Annotated in this window: 28 protein-coding genes; all 28 read right to left on the bottom strand. The window is 72.9% G+C overall.

What is annotated here, in order from left to right; all coding sequences use genetic code 11:
* On the bottom strand, window positions 1-2,040 hold the full coding sequence (locus tag ACFVU7_RS06730) for a phage portal protein (RefSeq protein WP_388044544.1): 2,040 nt from the start codon (window positions 2,038-2,040) through the stop codon (window positions 1-3).
* Window positions 2,041-2,063: 23 nt separating this feature from the next.
* Complete coding sequence (locus ACFVU7_RS06725) at window positions 2,064-3,815, bottom strand: terminase large subunit (RefSeq protein WP_388044543.1); 1,752 nt, start codon at window positions 3,813-3,815, stop codon at window positions 2,064-2,066.
* The gene (locus tag ACFVU7_RS06720; protein ID WP_388044542.1) at window positions 3,784-4,239 is read right to left on the bottom strand and encodes a phage terminase small subunit P27 family; all 456 of its coding nucleotides are present in this window, start codon (window positions 4,237-4,239) and stop codon (window positions 3,784-3,786) included. Before ACFVU7_RS06720 ends, ACFVU7_RS06725 begins: the two co-directional genes overlap by 32 nt.
* A 129-nt stretch (window positions 4,240-4,368) precedes the next feature.
* Entirely contained in the window at window positions 4,369-4,755 is a 387-nt protein-coding gene (locus ACFVU7_RS06715) for an HNH endonuclease (protein ID WP_388044541.1), read from the bottom strand.
* 4 nt (window positions 4,756-4,759) lie between these two features.
* A complete protein-coding gene (locus ACFVU7_RS06710; RefSeq protein ID WP_388044540.1) occupies window positions 4,760-4,960 on the bottom strand; it encodes a hypothetical protein in 201 nt (66 codons plus the stop codon).
* Window positions 4,957-5,142 (bottom strand): hypothetical protein, encoded by a 186-nt coding sequence (locus ACFVU7_RS06705; RefSeq protein WP_388044539.1) that lies wholly within the window; start codon window positions 5,140-5,142, stop codon window positions 4,957-4,959. The genes ACFVU7_RS06710 and ACFVU7_RS06705 overlap by 4 nt, the downstream gene beginning before the upstream one ends.
* A 131-nt stretch (window positions 5,143-5,273) precedes the next feature.
* Window positions 5,274-5,483, bottom strand: coding sequence for a hypothetical protein (locus tag ACFVU7_RS06700; protein ID WP_388044538.1), 210 nt, complete (start codon window positions 5,481-5,483; stop codon window positions 5,274-5,276).
* A 90-nt stretch (window positions 5,484-5,573) separates the two neighbouring features.
* A complete protein-coding gene (locus ACFVU7_RS06695) occupies window positions 5,574-6,191 on the bottom strand; it encodes a hypothetical protein (protein WP_388044537.1) in 618 nt (205 codons plus the stop codon).
* 111 nt (window positions 6,192-6,302) lie between these two features.
* A complete protein-coding gene (locus ACFVU7_RS06690) occupies window positions 6,303-6,911 on the bottom strand; it encodes a hypothetical protein (RefSeq protein WP_388044536.1) in 609 nt (202 codons plus the stop codon).
* A gap of 59 nt (window positions 6,912-6,970) precedes the next feature.
* On the bottom strand, window positions 6,971-7,303 hold the full coding sequence (locus ACFVU7_RS06685) for a hypothetical protein (protein WP_388044535.1): 333 nt from the start codon (window positions 7,301-7,303) through the stop codon (window positions 6,971-6,973).
* Between the two features lie 61 nt (window positions 7,304-7,364).
* Entirely contained in the window at window positions 7,365-7,673 is a 309-nt protein-coding gene (locus ACFVU7_RS06680) for a hypothetical protein (protein ID WP_388044534.1), read from the bottom strand.
* Window positions 7,670-8,131, bottom strand: coding sequence for a hypothetical protein (locus ACFVU7_RS06675; protein ID WP_388044533.1), 462 nt, complete (start codon window positions 8,129-8,131; stop codon window positions 7,670-7,672). Before ACFVU7_RS06675 ends, ACFVU7_RS06680 begins: the two co-directional genes overlap by 4 nt.
* Before the next feature lie 13 nt (window positions 8,132-8,144).
* Window positions 8,145-8,798: a hypothetical protein gene (locus tag ACFVU7_RS06670; protein WP_388044532.1), complete on the bottom strand. Its 654-nt coding sequence runs from the start codon at window positions 8,796-8,798 to the stop codon at window positions 8,145-8,147.
* Between the two features lie 19 nt (window positions 8,799-8,817).
* Window positions 8,818-9,321, bottom strand: a complete 504-nt coding sequence (locus ACFVU7_RS06665; protein ID WP_388044531.1) for a hypothetical protein — start codon at window positions 9,319-9,321, stop codon at window positions 8,818-8,820.
* Window positions 9,318-9,587: a helix-turn-helix transcriptional regulator gene (locus tag ACFVU7_RS06660; RefSeq protein WP_388044530.1), complete on the bottom strand. Its 270-nt coding sequence runs from the start codon at window positions 9,585-9,587 to the stop codon at window positions 9,318-9,320. Before ACFVU7_RS06660 ends, ACFVU7_RS06665 begins: the two co-directional genes overlap by 4 nt.
* The gene (locus ACFVU7_RS06655) at window positions 9,527-9,745 is read right to left on the bottom strand and encodes a hypothetical protein (RefSeq protein WP_388044529.1); all 219 of its coding nucleotides are present in this window, start codon (window positions 9,743-9,745) and stop codon (window positions 9,527-9,529) included. Before ACFVU7_RS06655 ends, ACFVU7_RS06660 begins: the two co-directional genes overlap by 61 nt.
* On the bottom strand, window positions 9,742-9,936 hold the full coding sequence (locus tag ACFVU7_RS06650) for a hypothetical protein (protein ID WP_388044528.1): 195 nt from the start codon (window positions 9,934-9,936) through the stop codon (window positions 9,742-9,744). Before ACFVU7_RS06650 ends, ACFVU7_RS06655 begins: the two co-directional genes overlap by 4 nt.
* 17 nt (window positions 9,937-9,953) lie before the next feature.
* A complete protein-coding gene (locus ACFVU7_RS06645; protein ID WP_388044527.1) occupies window positions 9,954-10,478 on the bottom strand; it encodes a hypothetical protein in 525 nt (174 codons plus the stop codon).
* The gene (locus ACFVU7_RS06640) at window positions 10,478-11,029 is read right to left on the bottom strand and encodes a hypothetical protein (protein ID WP_388044526.1); all 552 of its coding nucleotides are present in this window, start codon (window positions 11,027-11,029) and stop codon (window positions 10,478-10,480) included. The genes ACFVU7_RS06645 and ACFVU7_RS06640 overlap by 1 nt, the downstream gene beginning before the upstream one ends.
* Window positions 11,026-11,976: a mucin-2 gene (locus tag ACFVU7_RS06635; RefSeq protein WP_388044525.1), complete on the bottom strand. Its 951-nt coding sequence runs from the start codon at window positions 11,974-11,976 to the stop codon at window positions 11,026-11,028. The genes ACFVU7_RS06640 and ACFVU7_RS06635 overlap by 4 nt, the downstream gene beginning before the upstream one ends.
* 88 nt (window positions 11,977-12,064) lie before the next feature.
* Window positions 12,065-12,670, bottom strand: a complete 606-nt coding sequence (locus tag ACFVU7_RS06630; protein ID WP_388044524.1) for a hypothetical protein — start codon at window positions 12,668-12,670, stop codon at window positions 12,065-12,067.
* Window positions 12,667-12,909, bottom strand: a complete 243-nt coding sequence (locus ACFVU7_RS06625) for a hypothetical protein (RefSeq protein WP_388044523.1) — start codon at window positions 12,907-12,909, stop codon at window positions 12,667-12,669. Before ACFVU7_RS06625 ends, ACFVU7_RS06630 begins: the two co-directional genes overlap by 4 nt.
* Window positions 12,906-13,109, bottom strand: coding sequence for a hypothetical protein (locus ACFVU7_RS06620; protein ID WP_388044522.1), 204 nt, complete (start codon window positions 13,107-13,109; stop codon window positions 12,906-12,908). The genes ACFVU7_RS06625 and ACFVU7_RS06620 overlap by 4 nt, the downstream gene beginning before the upstream one ends.
* A 12-nt stretch (window positions 13,110-13,121) precedes the next feature.
* Window positions 13,122-13,493, bottom strand: coding sequence for a hypothetical protein (locus ACFVU7_RS06615; RefSeq protein WP_388044521.1), 372 nt, complete (start codon window positions 13,491-13,493; stop codon window positions 13,122-13,124).
* Window positions 13,490-13,954, bottom strand: a complete 465-nt coding sequence (locus ACFVU7_RS06610) for a hypothetical protein (protein WP_388044520.1) — start codon at window positions 13,952-13,954, stop codon at window positions 13,490-13,492. Before ACFVU7_RS06610 ends, ACFVU7_RS06615 begins: the two co-directional genes overlap by 4 nt.
* Window positions 13,951-14,268 (bottom strand): hypothetical protein, encoded by a 318-nt coding sequence (locus ACFVU7_RS06605; protein WP_388044519.1) that lies wholly within the window; start codon window positions 14,266-14,268, stop codon window positions 13,951-13,953. The genes ACFVU7_RS06610 and ACFVU7_RS06605 overlap by 4 nt, the downstream gene beginning before the upstream one ends.
* A gap of 111 nt (window positions 14,269-14,379) precedes the next feature.
* Window positions 14,380-14,742, bottom strand: a complete 363-nt coding sequence (locus ACFVU7_RS06600; protein ID WP_388044518.1) for a hypothetical protein — start codon at window positions 14,740-14,742, stop codon at window positions 14,380-14,382.
* Entirely contained in the window at window positions 14,739-14,984 is a 246-nt protein-coding gene (locus ACFVU7_RS06595; protein WP_388044635.1) for a helix-turn-helix domain-containing protein, read from the bottom strand. The genes ACFVU7_RS06600 and ACFVU7_RS06595 overlap by 4 nt, the downstream gene beginning before the upstream one ends.
* Between the last annotated feature and the right edge of the window lie 160 nt (window positions 14,985-15,144).

Raw genomic sequence — 15,144 nt, 5'->3', positions numbered from 1 at the left:
TCACTCCCCTCGCTCGTAGGTCAAGCGGCAGTTGCAGTTCGCGGTCTCGGCGTCCTCGCCGCGGCCGTCGCCCGGCCAGCGCAGGCCGTTGCCGAACACGTCGTCCAGCAGCACCTTGTCGCCGTCCAGGCGGGCGTGCGTCGACCTGGCCTTCGAGCCGGTGTTCCATACCTTGTAGGTCAGCCCGGAGGCGCCGGCCGCGTCGTGGCCGCCGAAGGACCGGGCCTCGGTGGCCGAGGTGACCGCCCGGACGGCGGCCCGCCCGACCCACCCGGTCATGGCGGTCTTGAGGCCGGTCTGCCAGCCGTCCTCGGCGCCGAGCGAAGACAGCGCAGCCGCGTACCCGGCCTGCTCGAACTGCTCGGCGTGGCTGCGGGCGGCGGCCGCGAGCCAGCCGTCCATCACGTCCGCCGACCAGCCGTCCGCGTCCGGGTTGTAGAGGTCGAGGACGGACCAGGCGCCGATCTGGGCGAGCCGCAGCCCGTGCGCCTGGATGAGCGCGGCGAGCTGGGCCTGCCGGGCCGGCGAGGACTCCGCCCACAAGCTGTAGAAGTCGGGCGGGGCGTCGGCCTTCGCCGAGCCGGCGCGCTCCAGCAGGCCCTCGGCCTGGCGCTCGGCCCACGCGGTCAGCGCGGCCGAGAACGCGTCGCGCTCCGCGTCGAACGTGCCGAGGCCGTCCGGCCGGGCCGACTTCGCGCGCGGGCGCGCCGACTTGGGCGCCGTGTCGCGCGGGCTGGCGAGGCCGCCGACCAGGACGTTCAGCGGGGTCACCAACCCGTCGGTGCCCTCCACGAAGGGAAGGTTCTGCACCGCCCGGGCCTCCGAGCGGAGCATGTACGGCGCCCCGACCGCCGACTGCAACACCTGCGCCTGCTCCAGGAAGGAACCGCGCAACTTCGCCTCAACGCCGGCCTCGATGTACAGGTCGCTCTCGCCCGGGGCCACGGTGGGCAGCAGCAGCAGGTTCAGGACCTGCTCGGCGGCCGAGACGTTCGGGCCCAGGGCGTGCGTGTAGAGCATCTGCCGGAACGCGTCCACGTTGCTGTAGGTGCCGGCGCGGGCGCCGACCAGCTCCGGCGGGATGTGGTACGCCGAGGCGACCTCGGCGTCCGTGAGCTGGCGGCCCTCCAGGTCGTGGGTGTCCTTCGGCGCGAACGCGTCCGACTTGACCAACTTCATGCCGTCTTCGAGGATCGGCGTCCCGCCGGCGGCGCCGCCCTTGCCGACGAACCGGTTGAACGACTCCTGGAACCTGCTCTTCGCGCCGTCGGACCAGTCCGGGGCTTCGGCCGGGCGCTCGATCACGGCCGGGACGCGGGCCCCGTTGCGCCACACCTGGCGCCGGTACTCGACCGCCTCGGCGGACTCGGCGAGGATCTGCGCGAGCGTCACCATCGGGCTGGTGCCGTTGACCTGGCCGTGGGAGGCGTACCCGTGGTCGAAGAGGTAGCCGCGCGGCGGCGCCCCGATCTGCTGCCCGTCCGGGCCCTGCACGACGACCTCGGCGACCCGCCCCCAGCCGTCCGACACGAGGCGCATCCTGGGAGCCGGGACCCGGATGATCTCCCACCCGGAGGCGGTGTCCGCGCTCGGCAGTACCCGCGCGCACCACCGGTCGTACAGCAGCAGGTCGACGGCCAGCGAGTGCCACAGCCGGTAGGCGGTGACCGTCGGGGACGGCGACGCGAGCAGCTGCGCGACCGGGTGGTCCGTGACGCGGCGCCGGTCGGTGTCCGATACCCTGCGGTAGACCCGCCACGGGATCCCCGCCAAGTTCCGGGCGATGTAGTCCACGACCTTGCGCACCGAGGGCTGGCCGGCCCAGATGCTCATCGGATCGGCGGCGTAGTCCATCAGCGGGATGCCCGGGTCCGGGACGATCACCCGGCCGTCGTAGGCCCAGGGCTGGGCCAGCGACGGGAACGTCGCGAGCGTCGTCCCGTCGGTGACCGGCGAGGCCTTCGCCGCCACCGGCAGCCCGTCCGGCGTGACCACCAGGCCGCCCTCGGGGGCCTTCGTCCTGCGGCGCCACAACGCCACGACGCCACCCCCTCTCAGATCGGTCAAATGACGTCGAAATCGCCGTCCTCGTAAGCGGAACGGCGCTTGGGCGGGCGGGCGAGCACTTCGGACATGGCGGTGACGGCCGCCGACATCGCGTCGATCTTCTCGGCCGAACTGGCCTTGTCCGGCTTGACGTTGCCCGCGGGGTCCATCGCCACGGCCAAGTTGTCGACCTGCCAGCGCACCGCCGGCGAGCCGCCGTGCCGGAACATCGGCCGGTCCGGGGTCCCCTTGAGGAGGAGCCGCTGCAACGCCTTGAGGGCGGGCGACATGGTGACGAAGCCCTGCCGCACCTGCGTCAACGGGGCCCGCTCGTTCGCCAGGTCGTTGGTCAACGACGTGGCGTTCCACGGGTCGTAGCCGAGCCGCTTCACCTGGAAGGCGGCCATGTCCCGCAGGATCTGGTCCTTGATCCAGTCGTAGTCCGCGACGTTGCCCGGCGTCGCGGTCAGCAGGCCCTCGCGCACCCACCGCGTGGCGGCGCCGGCGGTCCTCTTGTCGAGCGCCGCCAGGTTGTCCTCCGGCGTCCACAGCCGCCAGATCGCGGTCAGGGAGTCGTCGGTGTCGTCGGGGAACAGCCAGCACAGCGCGCACAGGTCGCTGGTACTCGCCAGGTCGAGGCCGCCGTACGCCTCCCGCCCGCGCAGCGACTCCTCGTCCACGACCGCCGCGTTCGCGTCCCAGGCCGCCAGCGTCAGGAACTTCGTCTCCTGCTTCGTCCGGATGCCCAGGTGCAGCCGTAGGAACGACGCGAGCTCGGCCGGCGACTGCTGGGCCTTGCGCGCCGCCTTCGCCAGGTAGGCCCTCGTGGGCGAGATGCCGAACCCGGGGTTCGCCCGGCGCCACGTCTCCTCGCTGAACGGGTCGTCGCACGCCTCGGCCGCCCAGATCACGCCGTGCACGGTCGGATCGACCAGCACTCCGCGCGCGATCTGCTCGATCCGCCGCCGCTTGATGTCGTAGGGGGTGTTGCGACGGCCGCTGTCGGCGGTCGTGATCGTCGCGTTGATCGGCTGGCGCCGGGACCCGGTGCCCGACTCCAGCGTCTCGACCATGTCCGGCGACTTGTGGACGTGCAGCTCGTCCAGGATGCTCCCGTGCAGGTTCGCACCGTGCTGGGCGTCCGCGACGTTGCTGATCGCCTGGAAGTAGGAGCCGGTCCGCTCGTGGATGATCCGGTCCCGCAGAGCCTGCACGTGCCGCTTCAGCAGCGGGCTGGACTCCGCGAGTTTCTTGACCGGGTCGAACACGAACCGGGCCTGGTCCTTCGTCGTGGCAGCGGCCACCACCTCGGCGCCCGGCTCGTCGTCCGCGCACGTCAGGTAGATCGCGATGCCGCCGCACAAGGTGCTCTTGCCGTTCTTGCGCGGCACATCGACGTACAGCTCTCTCACGACGCGCACGTACATGTCCGCGTCGTCGTCCCAGTACACCCAGCCGAACAGCGGCGCCAGGATGTAGGCGACCTGCCACGGATCCGGCACCAGGGGCTGCCCGGCCCACTGGCCCTTCGTGTGCCGCAGGGCCTTGAACGAGGCCATGACCCGGTCCACCCGGTCCGGATCGAACACCGCCCCGTCGGCCTTGCCCGGTGACGGGGTCTGGATCAGGGGCGGGCAGTCCGGCAGCGGGATCCCGCGGCTGACGAGGTACCAGGCGACCTCCGGGCTGAGCTTGAGGCGCTCCAGCTCCGCCGCGTCCGGCAGCACCGGGTCCGGCTCAGGCGAAGGGGTTGTCCTCGTCCTTGCCATCGTCGGCCCCCCTCGCCAGGGCCTGCTCCGTGCTCGGCGTCAATCCGAAATGCGCGGCCCACGCTCGCAGTTCACGGCCGGCGGCGCGCTGAATCCCGACCGCCGGGTGAGGCAGCAGGCCCTGGCGTGCCTCGATGGTAAGCCCCTCTGCCTTGATCACTCCGGTGGCCTCCACGAACTGCGACCACGCCTCGCAGTAGGCGCCGAGCGCCGCCCTGTCCTCCGGCTTGAGCAGGCCGAGCCGGGCCAGGCCGGGGACGACGCGCTTCCACTCGGCGGCGGCCTCGCGGGTCAGCCAGGTCGGCGCGTTCGGAGGGGTGCGGACGAAGGCCGGCCCCTCGTTGACCGGGCGGCCCGCGCTGTCCTTGCCGTCGCCACGGCCCTTGAGGAGCCGGAGGGCGGCGGGCTGGGCGGTCCTGCCCATCGGGGACCCCCCTTCGCCGATTCTGTGCAGACGTGTGCGGAGTTAACCGCGGCGGGGCCCCGGGACCGGACCGGCGTGATCCCGACACCCCTACCCCCAGGGACTCCCCTGGCCGGGTCGGGCGGTCAGTCAGGTTCGCCTCGCCGAGCGGGCGCTGGCCCGGCGCCGCTCGTTGCCCCGAAGCGCCTCGGCCGCGGACTTGGCGGCGTCACAGGGCGGGCAGAGCAGACCCAAGTTCTCCAGGTCGTCGGGCGAGCCGCCTTCGGAGATCGGCACGATGTGGTCGAGGACGTGTTCGCCCTGGTCGTCGTCGCCGCACCGGTAGCAGCAGCCGTGGTCGCGTCGGCGGACGCGGGCCTTGAGCGCGCGCCACCGGCCGGAGCTGATGCCGTACCGCTCGGCCTTGTCGGGGCGGCCGGCCCAGGGTACGGGCTGGTGTGTGTCGCATCGGCCGCGCGTGGTGGCGAGGTCGTGGCACTGGGGGTCGGTGCACCGGGATGGGGGGCGGGTCGGCACCGGCCTACCCCCGGGGGGTCTCTCGCCAGCGGGCGACGTAGAGCAGGCGCCGGCCTACGGCGAGGCTCAGGCCGGTGCGGCGGTCCTTGGAGTCCATGGTCCAGCCGAGAGAGGCGATGTGTCGTACGCCGAGGGTGTTCACGGTGGTGCCGTACAGGATCCCCAGGGCTCGTTCGATCCGGTCGTGTAGCGATCCGGGCTTCACCGTGGACCTCCGTCTCGTGTCGTGCCGCGGATGACTGCGGCCGCGCTAACCAGGAACTCGGCGAGCAGCTCCCGCACGTCGGTGCCGCCTTCGCCCAGCTCGGCCTCGATGGTGCCGATGTGCTCCTCGGGGCCGTCGCCAACGCGCAGGTGCACGGGGATGGCCATGGTCTTGGGCTGCACGGTGGCTCCTGGGTCCGGGCATGCCGAAGGGCCCGCGGCTGCTGCTCAGCTGCGGGCCCTTCGTTGGTCGTCGTCACCCGGTTTTGGACACACGGGTGGTGCAGTGATCGTGGCATAGCGCTGACCTGGGGTCAAGCGGCTCGGCCACGGCGCGTCTGCCAGGCCTGGACGAGAGGGAGGACGTCGGTTGCACGGTATCGGGGGTAGCGCTCGGTCCCGCCGACGGCCTGGAGGCGGCCTCGGCGGCGCCAGTCGCGCACGGTGGCAGCGGGGATGCCGAGGCGTGCGAGGTCGGCGGCGGTGAGCTGGTCGGCTGGTGGGACGCGGTGGCGCTGGTGCATGGCTCCATCGTGCGCCCCGCCGCTGACGGCCCCGCACGGCGGGCACGATGGAGTCCCGGGCCGTGGTGTGCGGTCCGGGACTCCGAGGGGTCAGGCGTTGCTGCCGGCCTTGGCGTGGACGACGGGGCCGGCGGGCGCGGTCCGGCAGAGCTGGCCGATCCGGGACGGGTTGCGGCCGATGGTCTGGGCGAGGACGTCGCGCGGGACTCCGCCGTCCGCGAGGCGGCGGACGAGCTGGTCCCGCTCCAGCGCGGCGTCGCGGCGGCCGGCGGCGTGGCCGGTAACGCGCTTCGCGGCGCGGGCGAGGGCCGGTAGCGCGCTGCTGCAGAGCGGGCTGTCGCCGTTGGGAACGGGCTCCCACTCGGCGAGCAGGTGGTCGGCGGCGGCGAGGTGAAGTGCGGCGTCGGCGGGGTCGCGCTGCGCGAGGAGGCGGTAGCCGAGGCCTATCCGGGTGGGGCCGGGCTCCGGGGTGATCAGGCTGACCAGGGCCCGGCTGCTGTCGGGGAGCACGGTAACGGCGCCGGTAACGTAGGTGGCGTGGCCGAGCTCATGCGGGCTGGGGCGATCGGTGATCCGGGCAGTGACGGTGGTCAGCTCGCCGTCGTGGTGCTGGACGGCCCAGATCGTGGCAGTGCCGTGGATGGTCCAGGGGCCGGCGATGCCGTGGATGCGGGCGGTGTAGACACCGCCGATGGTAAGGCTGGTCATGGTGGTCTCCGGGCGTGGTAACGCGCTCCCGTACGGGGTGGAGTGCGAGGAGGATGCTGGCGAGGCCGACGCCTGCGAGGACGCCGGCCAGGGCCAGCCACGAAGGCACGGTCACGTGGTGGGGCCGATGGTGATCGGCTCCCAGAGCGCGGCGACGTGCTTGGTCATGTCGGCGAGGTACGCGCGGACGGCTGGCTCATCGGCTTCGGTGACCGGGATGGTGTAGGACATGCAGCTGCTCTTGCGCGGCATGATGAAGAACAGCCCCAACTCCTCCTCGCCCTCCCACTCGTGGTGGCCGGGCTTGTGCCAGTCCCAGCGGTAGAGGTGGTTGAGGTCGGAGTAGAGGTGCGGGGCGATGTGCTCGGCGAACTCGGCCCACGACTCGCACTCGTTGAGGTAGCCCTCCGCCCCGTAGTACGGGTGGTCGAGCTCCCACAGATGCTGGTCGGTCGCCGCCGGGGCGTTGTCCTGGCCGAGCACCGCGCGGGCGAAGTCCAGGGCGGCTTCGGGCTGCTGGCGGGCGGTGAACGCGGACTGGTGGTCCGGGTCGTCGGGCCAGACCTCGGCCGCGGCCTGGACGGCGGAGCGGACCCGGTGCTCGGCGTCGTCGAGCCAGGCGGCTAGGGGGCCGCGGAGGGCGATGTCGATGCGGTGGTCGCCCTGGCGGATGCGCTGGGCAGCACCAGCGAGCAACTCGGCGGGGATGTGGCTGGGCACGGTGTGCTCCTCGGGAGGTTGGGGCCTGCCGTCACCCGACGGCAGGCCTGGCGGGTGGGTCAGCTCTGGCTGGCGATCAGGTGCCACGTCGGCTCGGGGTGGTCGGCGTAGTCGAGTTCCAGGCAGGCGTGGTGCAGGCGCGCGTCGCGCTCGGTCTGCCCGGCCGCGTTGAAGGCGGCGACGGCCTTGGCGGTCTGGCCCATCTCGGCGTCGGTGTAGTCGGTGCAGAGGTAGGTGGTGTGGCGGTCGTACGGTCCGGCGGTGGCGTGTCCGATGCCGTCGTGGTGGTTGAGGATGCTGTCGCGGAGTTCCTCGCCCTGCCAGCCGGCGGCGTCGTGGTCGTCGGGGAGGGGGATGCCGTAGAGCAGGACGGCGCTGTTCCAGATGGCCATGGTGGTGTTCCTCAGGGTTGGGGCCGCCCGCGTCTGCGGGCGGCCCAGGAGGGCGGGCGGGTCAGAGTCCGAGGGCGGCGTAGGCCGCACGGTGGGCGATGCGGGCGGGGGTGTCGTCCAGGTGGGCGCCGGCGAGGCAGTGCGGGTGGCCGCATCCGGACCGGACGGTGCCTCGGGGGTCGCGGCCGTAGTGCAGCCGGAACGCGATGGTGCTCACGGGCCAGGTGCGGCCGCCGTACTTCAGCCGCGGGTAGCCGTCGCTGATCGGGCCGGCCCACTCCAGGTGCTCTTCGCCAACGGGGCGCACGAGGGCGGCCAGCTTCGCTTCGACGCTGGAGTACCGGGCCCACCGCTTCGGGGTATCGGTCACTGGGGGCCGCCGTCGGGGGTGGACTCGTCCGCGTAGTTGAGGGCCGCCATCCAGGGGCAGTTGCCGATGGAGTGCTCGCCGCGGACGTCGATGGGCGCGAGGGCGGCGGCCAGACGGTCGGCGTAGTGGGCGGCGCGGTCGCGTTCGTCGATGGTGCTGCTGTGGGCGGCGCGCTCGCGGTGAAGTTCGGTCTCCAGCTCCTGGACCCGGGCGAGCAGGGCAGGCACATCCTGCCGGGCCTGAACGATGAACTCGGCGTCGGCCGGGCTCGGCCAGTACTCGGCGTACGGGGTGTTGGCCTTCGGCGCCTTGAGGATCTGCCACTTCATGCCAGGGATCCGGGGGTGGGTGCCATGCATGCGCCAGGTGTCGTCGTCGTCCGTGGCCCGCCACGGTCCAGGGGTGGCGGCGTCGGCGCGGGCCTGGATGGCGTCGAGGTCGAGAGGCGGGATGGGCATGGAGACTGTCTCCTCAGGCGGCGGTGGCGGTCGGGGTGGCGATGTGGAGGGTGGTGGCGAGGGCAAGCCACTGGAGGGGGCCCCAGCTGGAGTCGCAGCGGGCGCACCGGATGGTGTTGCCGCCGGGACGCATCTCCAGGCGGCCGCCGCAGGCCTCGGCCTGGCCGTCGGCGGCGGGGTGCCGCCCGACGACGTGCGGGGGCTCAACGGGGGTGGTGATCGCCGAGGCGGCGCCGTGCAGCTGGTACACCTCGGCGGCGAACTCGGCGACCGCGGGGTGCTGTTCGACGGCCCAGGGAAGGTTCCTGCGCAGGAAGTTGATGGCCTCGCGCAGGAGCGGCCACGGCCGGACGGGCAGGTCGGGCACGGTCCAGCCGAGGTGGTCGCACCAGTCGGCGACCCAGGTGGCGAGGACGGTGGCGATGCCGCCGGCGGCCTGGAGGCTGAGGGCCTCCAGGCGCACCGGTGCGGGCGCCTCGACGGGGCCGCCGGTGGTGTACTCGCGCGGTCCGGGTGCCGGGGTGAGGTGGTCGCCGAGGTCGGCGTACAGCGACGGCAAGGCGGCGAGCTGGCGGCCGAGGCCGGCCTCACACCGGCGGCAGGCCTGCCGGGCCTGCTCGTCTGCGCGGAGCTCGCGGCGGCAGATGCAGCAGCGCGGCCAGTCCATGGTGGTCCTCCGGGGTGGGTCAGGCGTTCGGGATGCTGGCCGCGTTGAGGGCGGCCTCGATCTGGTCGGCGACGACCTGGCCGAGCAGGCCCCGGGTGGAGCGGATCTCGGCGAGGGCGGTGCGGACGGCGGTCTCGACGGCGTTGCGGCGGGCGTGCACGCGGCGGAGGGAGGCCTGGTGCCCGGCGAGCGGCACCCAGGGGCCGTTCCCGAGGCGTTGGGCGCGCTCGGCGGCGAGGGATCGGTAGAGCGTCTGCCAGGACACCGACCGACGGCGGGCGGACGTCCAGGCGGCGCCGAGGCGGGCGGCCCGCTCGTTTGCGCGGCGGAGCTCGGCGCACTGGGCGGTGAGCTCGGCGAGCAGGACGCGGTGCGCACTTCGGTTGGACCGGGCGACGGCGGTCAGGGCGTCGACCCGGTCGGCGAAGGCGCCGTTCTCCTCGCGGTAGCGGTCGCGCTCGGCGTACAGCGCGTCGAGCTGGTCATCGGTGATGCTGCTGGCGTCGGGTCGGCCGGTGCTCACCGGGTCGCCGCCGTGGGGAGTGTGACCGGCCGGACCTCGGCCGGGCGGAGCTGGTGGGTGATGATCGCGAGGCCGCAGGCGTGCGCGCGGTCGCGGGCGCCGAGCTTGCGGAAGATCCGCGTCAGGTGGGTCTTCACCGTGTACGGCGAGATGTCGAGTTCGGTGGCGATCGCACTGTTCGACTGGCCGTTGATGACGCGGCGCATCACCTGGAGCTCGCGCCGGCTGAGCGGGTCGCCGAGGGCGACGGGGAGGGGGGTGGGCATGTGGTGCTCCCGGGGATCAGGCCGCTGGCGGCGGCCGCGGTGCGGGTGTCGGGGAGGCCCCCGCCGGCCGGGGCCCGGCCGAGGACGGCCAGGCCGAGGGCGGCCAGGCCGAGGGCGGCGGCGGGGGCGGTGACGGCGAGGACGAGCAGCGGGTTCACGCGCCGGCGGTGCGGGCGGTGAGCCGCCAGCCGCCGCCGATCGGTTCGACCGCGGCGACGTCCAGCAGCGGGCCGCAGGGCCAGAGAACGGACTCGCCGTCGGCGGTCCAGCAGCCGAGGCAGAGGTCGCCGTCGCAGGGGTTCTGGGCGGGGATGAGGGTGTGGCTGGCGACGGCGTGCGCGAGGGTCATGTCGGGCTCCGAGGTGGTCACTTGGCGGCCATGTGGAACATCGGCCCGCTGGCGCGCTGAATGGCGGTGGCGGCCTGCTCCAGGGCGCGGACGGCATCGCCGAGCGCGGCGGTGATCTCCAGGGCGGCGGCGGCCGGGTCGGTGCCGTCGTCCATGTGGATCCGGCCCTCACGGTGGCGGGCCTGGATCGCGCCGCCGAGCTGGTCCAGGGTCTGCGGGAGGTGCTGCACCAGGCCGAGGACGGCCTGGGTGGCGGAGCTGACGACCGGCGCCGGTATGCCGGCCGCCAGCGTGGCGTGGTTGAGCTTCTCGACGGCGTTGCGGGCGGTGCGGGCGACGGCGGCCGGGTCGGTCTTCCTCGGCATGGGGCTGGTCTCCTGGGTTTCGTCGTCGGTGGGCGGGATCGGGGTGATCTGCCAGCCGGCGTCGGTGATCGCCCGGATGATGTGGCGGGCGATGACGTCGGGGGCGTCGGGGTGGAGCTCGTGGGCGTCGAGGACGGCGGACCGGATGGTCTGGACGGCGGCGGGCGGGATGCCCATCACGCAACGCCCTTCAGCGCGTCCGTGCGGGAGCCGTGGAATCCGGACATTCGCCGTCCGGAGGGGGTCTTGCACGGTCGGTTGGCGGGCGCCTGGCACGCCGGGTTCGGACAGCCGACGTCGCGGGCACTCCGGATTCGGGTCTGCGGCTGGTCCCTGGGCTGGACCTCGTAACCGATGCCTGCGGTCAGCTCAAGCACCGGGCGCGGTGAGCCGACGTACGGCACTGCGGGTGGTCGGCGGCCGTCGACCACGGCGGCGATCTGGGCGCGCAGGTTGCGGGTGAACTGGGTGCCGATCTCGCCGGGTGCGGGCTCGTACTGGAAGTAGTCGAGCCTGCCGTTCCGGGCCTGCTTGACCTCGGCGATGATCTCGGCGGGGGCGATCCAGGGCTGGCGTCGGGCGATCTCGACAGCCGCCCGCTTGCCGTCCTCGAACTTGACGTCCACGAGCACGTCTCCCCACACGTCCGGGGTGTACTCGTCGAAGCGCTGCTGGGGGCACAGGGCGTGTATGTAGCGGGCCAGTGCGACGGCCTCGTCGCGGGTCATGAGGACTCCATGAGGTTCTTGGCACGGGCCATGGCCCGGGTGAACATGTCGTCGGTCTGTTGCTGGTTGCGGCTCTTGGGCACCGCCGGGAGGGCGCCGATGGCGGCAGGCAGGTAGGTCACGCCGTCGTGCTGGGCGGGGGCCTCAAGGGACTGCCAACCGTCAACCCACGCGGCCGCAGTGGCCGGGACGCCCTTCAGCCGCGCGGAGTTGACCGCGTACGCGACCATCGCGGGGATGCCGACGCGGTCGACGGCCTGTCGGGTGTGCTCCCACTGCGACTCACGAAGTGCCCACCCGATTCCGGCGATCCCGGCGGTAGCGATCGCCGCCTTCAGTTCGCCGAGGCGGTCGGGGTGGGCAGTCGGCCGCTCGGCAGCAGCACCGTTCCTTCCGAAGGAAGGAACGGGGTGTGGCATGGCAGCGGCATGGGCATCCGCAGCACCGTCTGCGGGCGTGCGCTGTGACGATCGGTCCTGACCTGCGCCGGAGTTCGGAAACTGGGGTTCTTTCCGTCCTCGATTCGTTTCGTTTTCGTCGTCGAATCGAGGACGATTCGACGAGGTTTCGTCAGCGATTCGGTTCGGGTTTCGTGCGGCGCGACTCTTCGCGGCCCTCTCCGCAGCGGCCCTCTTGTTCGCCTCGTCCTGGGCCTTGGTGGTGTTCCGGTTGCCCTCGAAGAAGTCGTGGATGATGTAGTCGCCGGCGTCCGGCTGGGGGCAGCGGGGGCAGTCGTGCGAGGCCTCGTGCCACAGCCCGACTTTGACGAGCTTGGCGGCCTGCGGGGCGGTGCCGTACAGCTGGGCGATGGCACGCGGGACAATGCCCTCGGTCAGGTGCTGGGCAGAGTAGGAGCCGGCGCGCACGAACAGTCCAAGGGCGGCGTTGCCAGCCTTCAGCCACTTGGGGTGGCTGTGAGCTTTGTCGTCGATCTTGAACCACGGCATGTGGCGCCTTTCATGGCAGTTCAGTGGTGATTGGTCGCCCGGGGCGGGCGGAGCCGGGTCCGGCCCGCCCCGGGCCGTTCTGGGTGGGTCAGGCTGCGGCCGGGCGCGGTTCGCGGAGCGGCCGGTCGCAGGCACAGCGCAGGCCGCCGTCGTCGGTCGGCAGCAGGTGCTTCCACCGGTGGAAGGGGCACGGGGCGGGCAGGCCATCGCCGGGCCGGTGCTGGACGATTGCGGCGCGCGGGTCGTAGGGGCCGCCCATGGCGCGGACGGGGTGGAGGTCGAGGCAGGCGAGGCAGCGGCCGACGGTGCCGGGCGGGATGGCCTGGGTGAGGCGCGAGACCCTGGAGCCGGGGCAGACGGCGGGCGGCTGAAGGTCGCGCGGGCGGAAGACGAGAGCCCGGTCGGCCGGTCCGGCGGGTTCCTGGCCAGCGCCGACGGCGCGGCCGTCGCACGTCCCGCACACCAGGTCGCTCTCCGGCAGGCTCTCGCGGGACAGGAAGTTGCTGTCGAAGACGCTGCCGGTGCACCACAGGGCGTAGACCCGTCGGCCGGAGACGTACTCGACGCCGGAGCGCACCCGGTGCCACCGGGTCATCCGGGCGGTGCGGACGTAGCGCGGGCCCTCGGTCAGCGGGATGGCGTCGGGTCCGTGCAGGCCGATGCTGCTGACGGGCGGCAGCAGGGATACCGTCATGAGGTGGTCCTCCTGGGGCTGGTGGTGCGGGTGCGCGCCGTGCCCGCGGTGGCGGCCTGGGCAAGGCGGTACTGCGGGGTCAGTAGTCGCTGCGGGGTGTAGCCGGGGCCGGGCAGCGGCTCGGGCCGTCCGGCCTGGGCCGCGGGGGTGTGCTCGGGGCAGCGCGGGCCGACGGCGTACGGTCGACCGGGCTGCCCGCAGTGGCTGCCCTGGGCGGGCAGCCACTGGTTGCAGTTCATCGGCGCCAGGCCGGCGGCAGAGCCACGAGCGCCTGGTCGACCTCCTTGCCGACCGGAACCCCGGCGAGGTCCAGCTCGGTGAGGAGGCTGAGCGCGGCCGTGATGACCTCGGGGAGCCCGCTCGACAGCCCGTTCGCGATGTGGTCCACCACCGTGCGGCGTAGGACGCTGCTGTCGGGCTCGGGCTGCGGAGCGGGCACTGTTCCTCCAGGTCAGAAGGGCGGAGCGGCGGAGTAGTTGGGCGGCTGCCAGCCGAGCCAGCGGCGGGCGAACCACCGCGGCACCGGGGCGGTCAGGACCGGTCCGCGCCACGGCTCGGGCACCCAGCAGGCACACGGGTCCGGCTCGTACGGGCCGTCCTCGTCGCCGCCGGACTCGATCACGCCGCGGCCGAAGCACTCCGGGCACGAGGGACGCGGGGTGTCCTGCAGGCGCAGGTGCGGCCGGGGCCAGGTGCGGTACCGCACACGGAGCCGGGCTCGGGGCGGCAGCGGGACGAGGAACCAGCCGCAACCGTCGCGGCGGACGAGCTCCAGTGCGGGCCGCGGTTCGTCCACCCGGACGACCCTGATCGGGGCGGTCACCAGCTACCTCGCTGGCGCTCCAGCAGATCCCCCATCAGGCCGTCGGCCGCGCGCCGCGAGTAGCAGACCCGGGAGCGGCGGCGGCCGCCCTCGCGCCAGCGGACGCGCCAGCGGTCCCGTCCGTTGCTGTCTCGCCCGATGCGCTCCCGGTTGATCGCGCTGATCGTGCCGGACGTCTCGGGCCGGAGGCGCCTGCGCAGGCTGGCGATCGTCTCCTCGGCCACCTTGAGCTGGGTGCTCAGCTGGTTGACTTCGCGCTCGGCGTCCTCGACGTCCAGGCCGAGCTCGTCGATCTCGTCCAGCAACTCGTGCAGGATGGGGCCCAGCTGAGGGATCAGCGCCTGGGCGGCGGTGCGGGTGGTGGCGGTCCAGGTGTCCGAGTTCGGCAGCAGGACGGCCAGGTTGAGCGACCGGATCTCGTTGAGGCGCGTCGGGTCGATCGGGTCGATCGGGGCGGTCACGCCGGCACCGCCGTCCGGGTCGGCGCGATGGCCACCAGGCGGACCATCACGTCCTGCACCAGCACGCCGATCGTCCAGCGCTGGCCGACGTGGGTCCGGTCCGACCACGTGCTGTGCGGTCCGACCAGGCGACGCCACGCATCCAGGTCGATCAGCGCCCGGGGTCCGGTGAACTCCCCGGTGACGGCACCGGCCTTGTCGACCGTCCAGTTCGGGGCGGCGGACGCACCAGCCGCGGCAACAAGCCGGGTCAGGTGCATCACGGCCTGCATTGCGGCGGCCTGCGCCGCCAAGCTGAGGGTAGGCTCGGTCACGGCCTACCTCCTTCCTTCGGTGGTTGATCGGTGGGCCGCTGGGCCTTCGCGGGCGGCATCCGGGCGGAATCCGGGCTGCCGGGCGGAGGCCCGACCCATGTCAGGGGTTGGTCAGGCGGTGCGGCGGCCGATGGCGGCCGGGTCGACCTCGTTGGCCGTCGACAGCTGCCGGATGTGCGCTGCGGTGAACTTCGCCTGGTTGGCGATGAAGGTGCAGCCGACCTGGCGGGCGGCGACGAGCCCGGCCAGCCACCGCTTGGAGACGCCTAGCAGGTCGGCGGTCTCCTGGATGGAGTAGTGCCGGAGCTCGGCCTCGGCCGCGACCAGGTCGAGCAGCTGCTGCCGGGGAATGCCGAGCGCCTCGGCGATGTCGTGGGTGGAGCGGGGCCGCTCGCCGACGGCCGGGGCCGTCGGCCCGGGGGCCTGCTGAAGGGCGATGCGCCTGGGCCTGGTGCGGGTGGCCGTGGCGGTCATGGCGCTTCCTCTCTGTTGATGGCTGCGACCGGCACCTCAAGAGCTACGGCGATCTGGCGCAGTGCGGACTGGCTCGCGCCGGCCAACCCCCGCTCGATTCGAGAGAGATGGGATGGGTCCCGCGCTGCAAGCCGCGCCAGTTCGCGGATGCTCAGTTTCCGTGCCTCTCGGAGGGCTCGGATTGCCGTGCCGTTCGGTGTCACGTGATGAAACGTAGCGCAGCGCAGTGCATCGCACAACATCCAATGCCAAGAAACTTGGCATTGGATGATCCTCGGATGCCAGTTCGAACGCGGTCCGCCGTGCCCGATCAGCCCGATTTGATGCAACACGGATGTGCGGAAACCTTGCCTTAAGGGCAGGTCAAGAGGCCGGATCTGTGCTGTCTCGTTGCATGGGCGT

The sequence above is a fragment of the Kitasatospora sp. NPDC058046 genome (genome assembly GCF_042885595.1).
Lineage (GTDB): Bacteria > Actinomycetota > Actinomycetes > Streptomycetales > Streptomycetaceae > Kitasatospora.
Note: the sequence above shows the minus strand (reverse complement) of the source record. Positions and strands in the feature narration are given on the sequence as shown.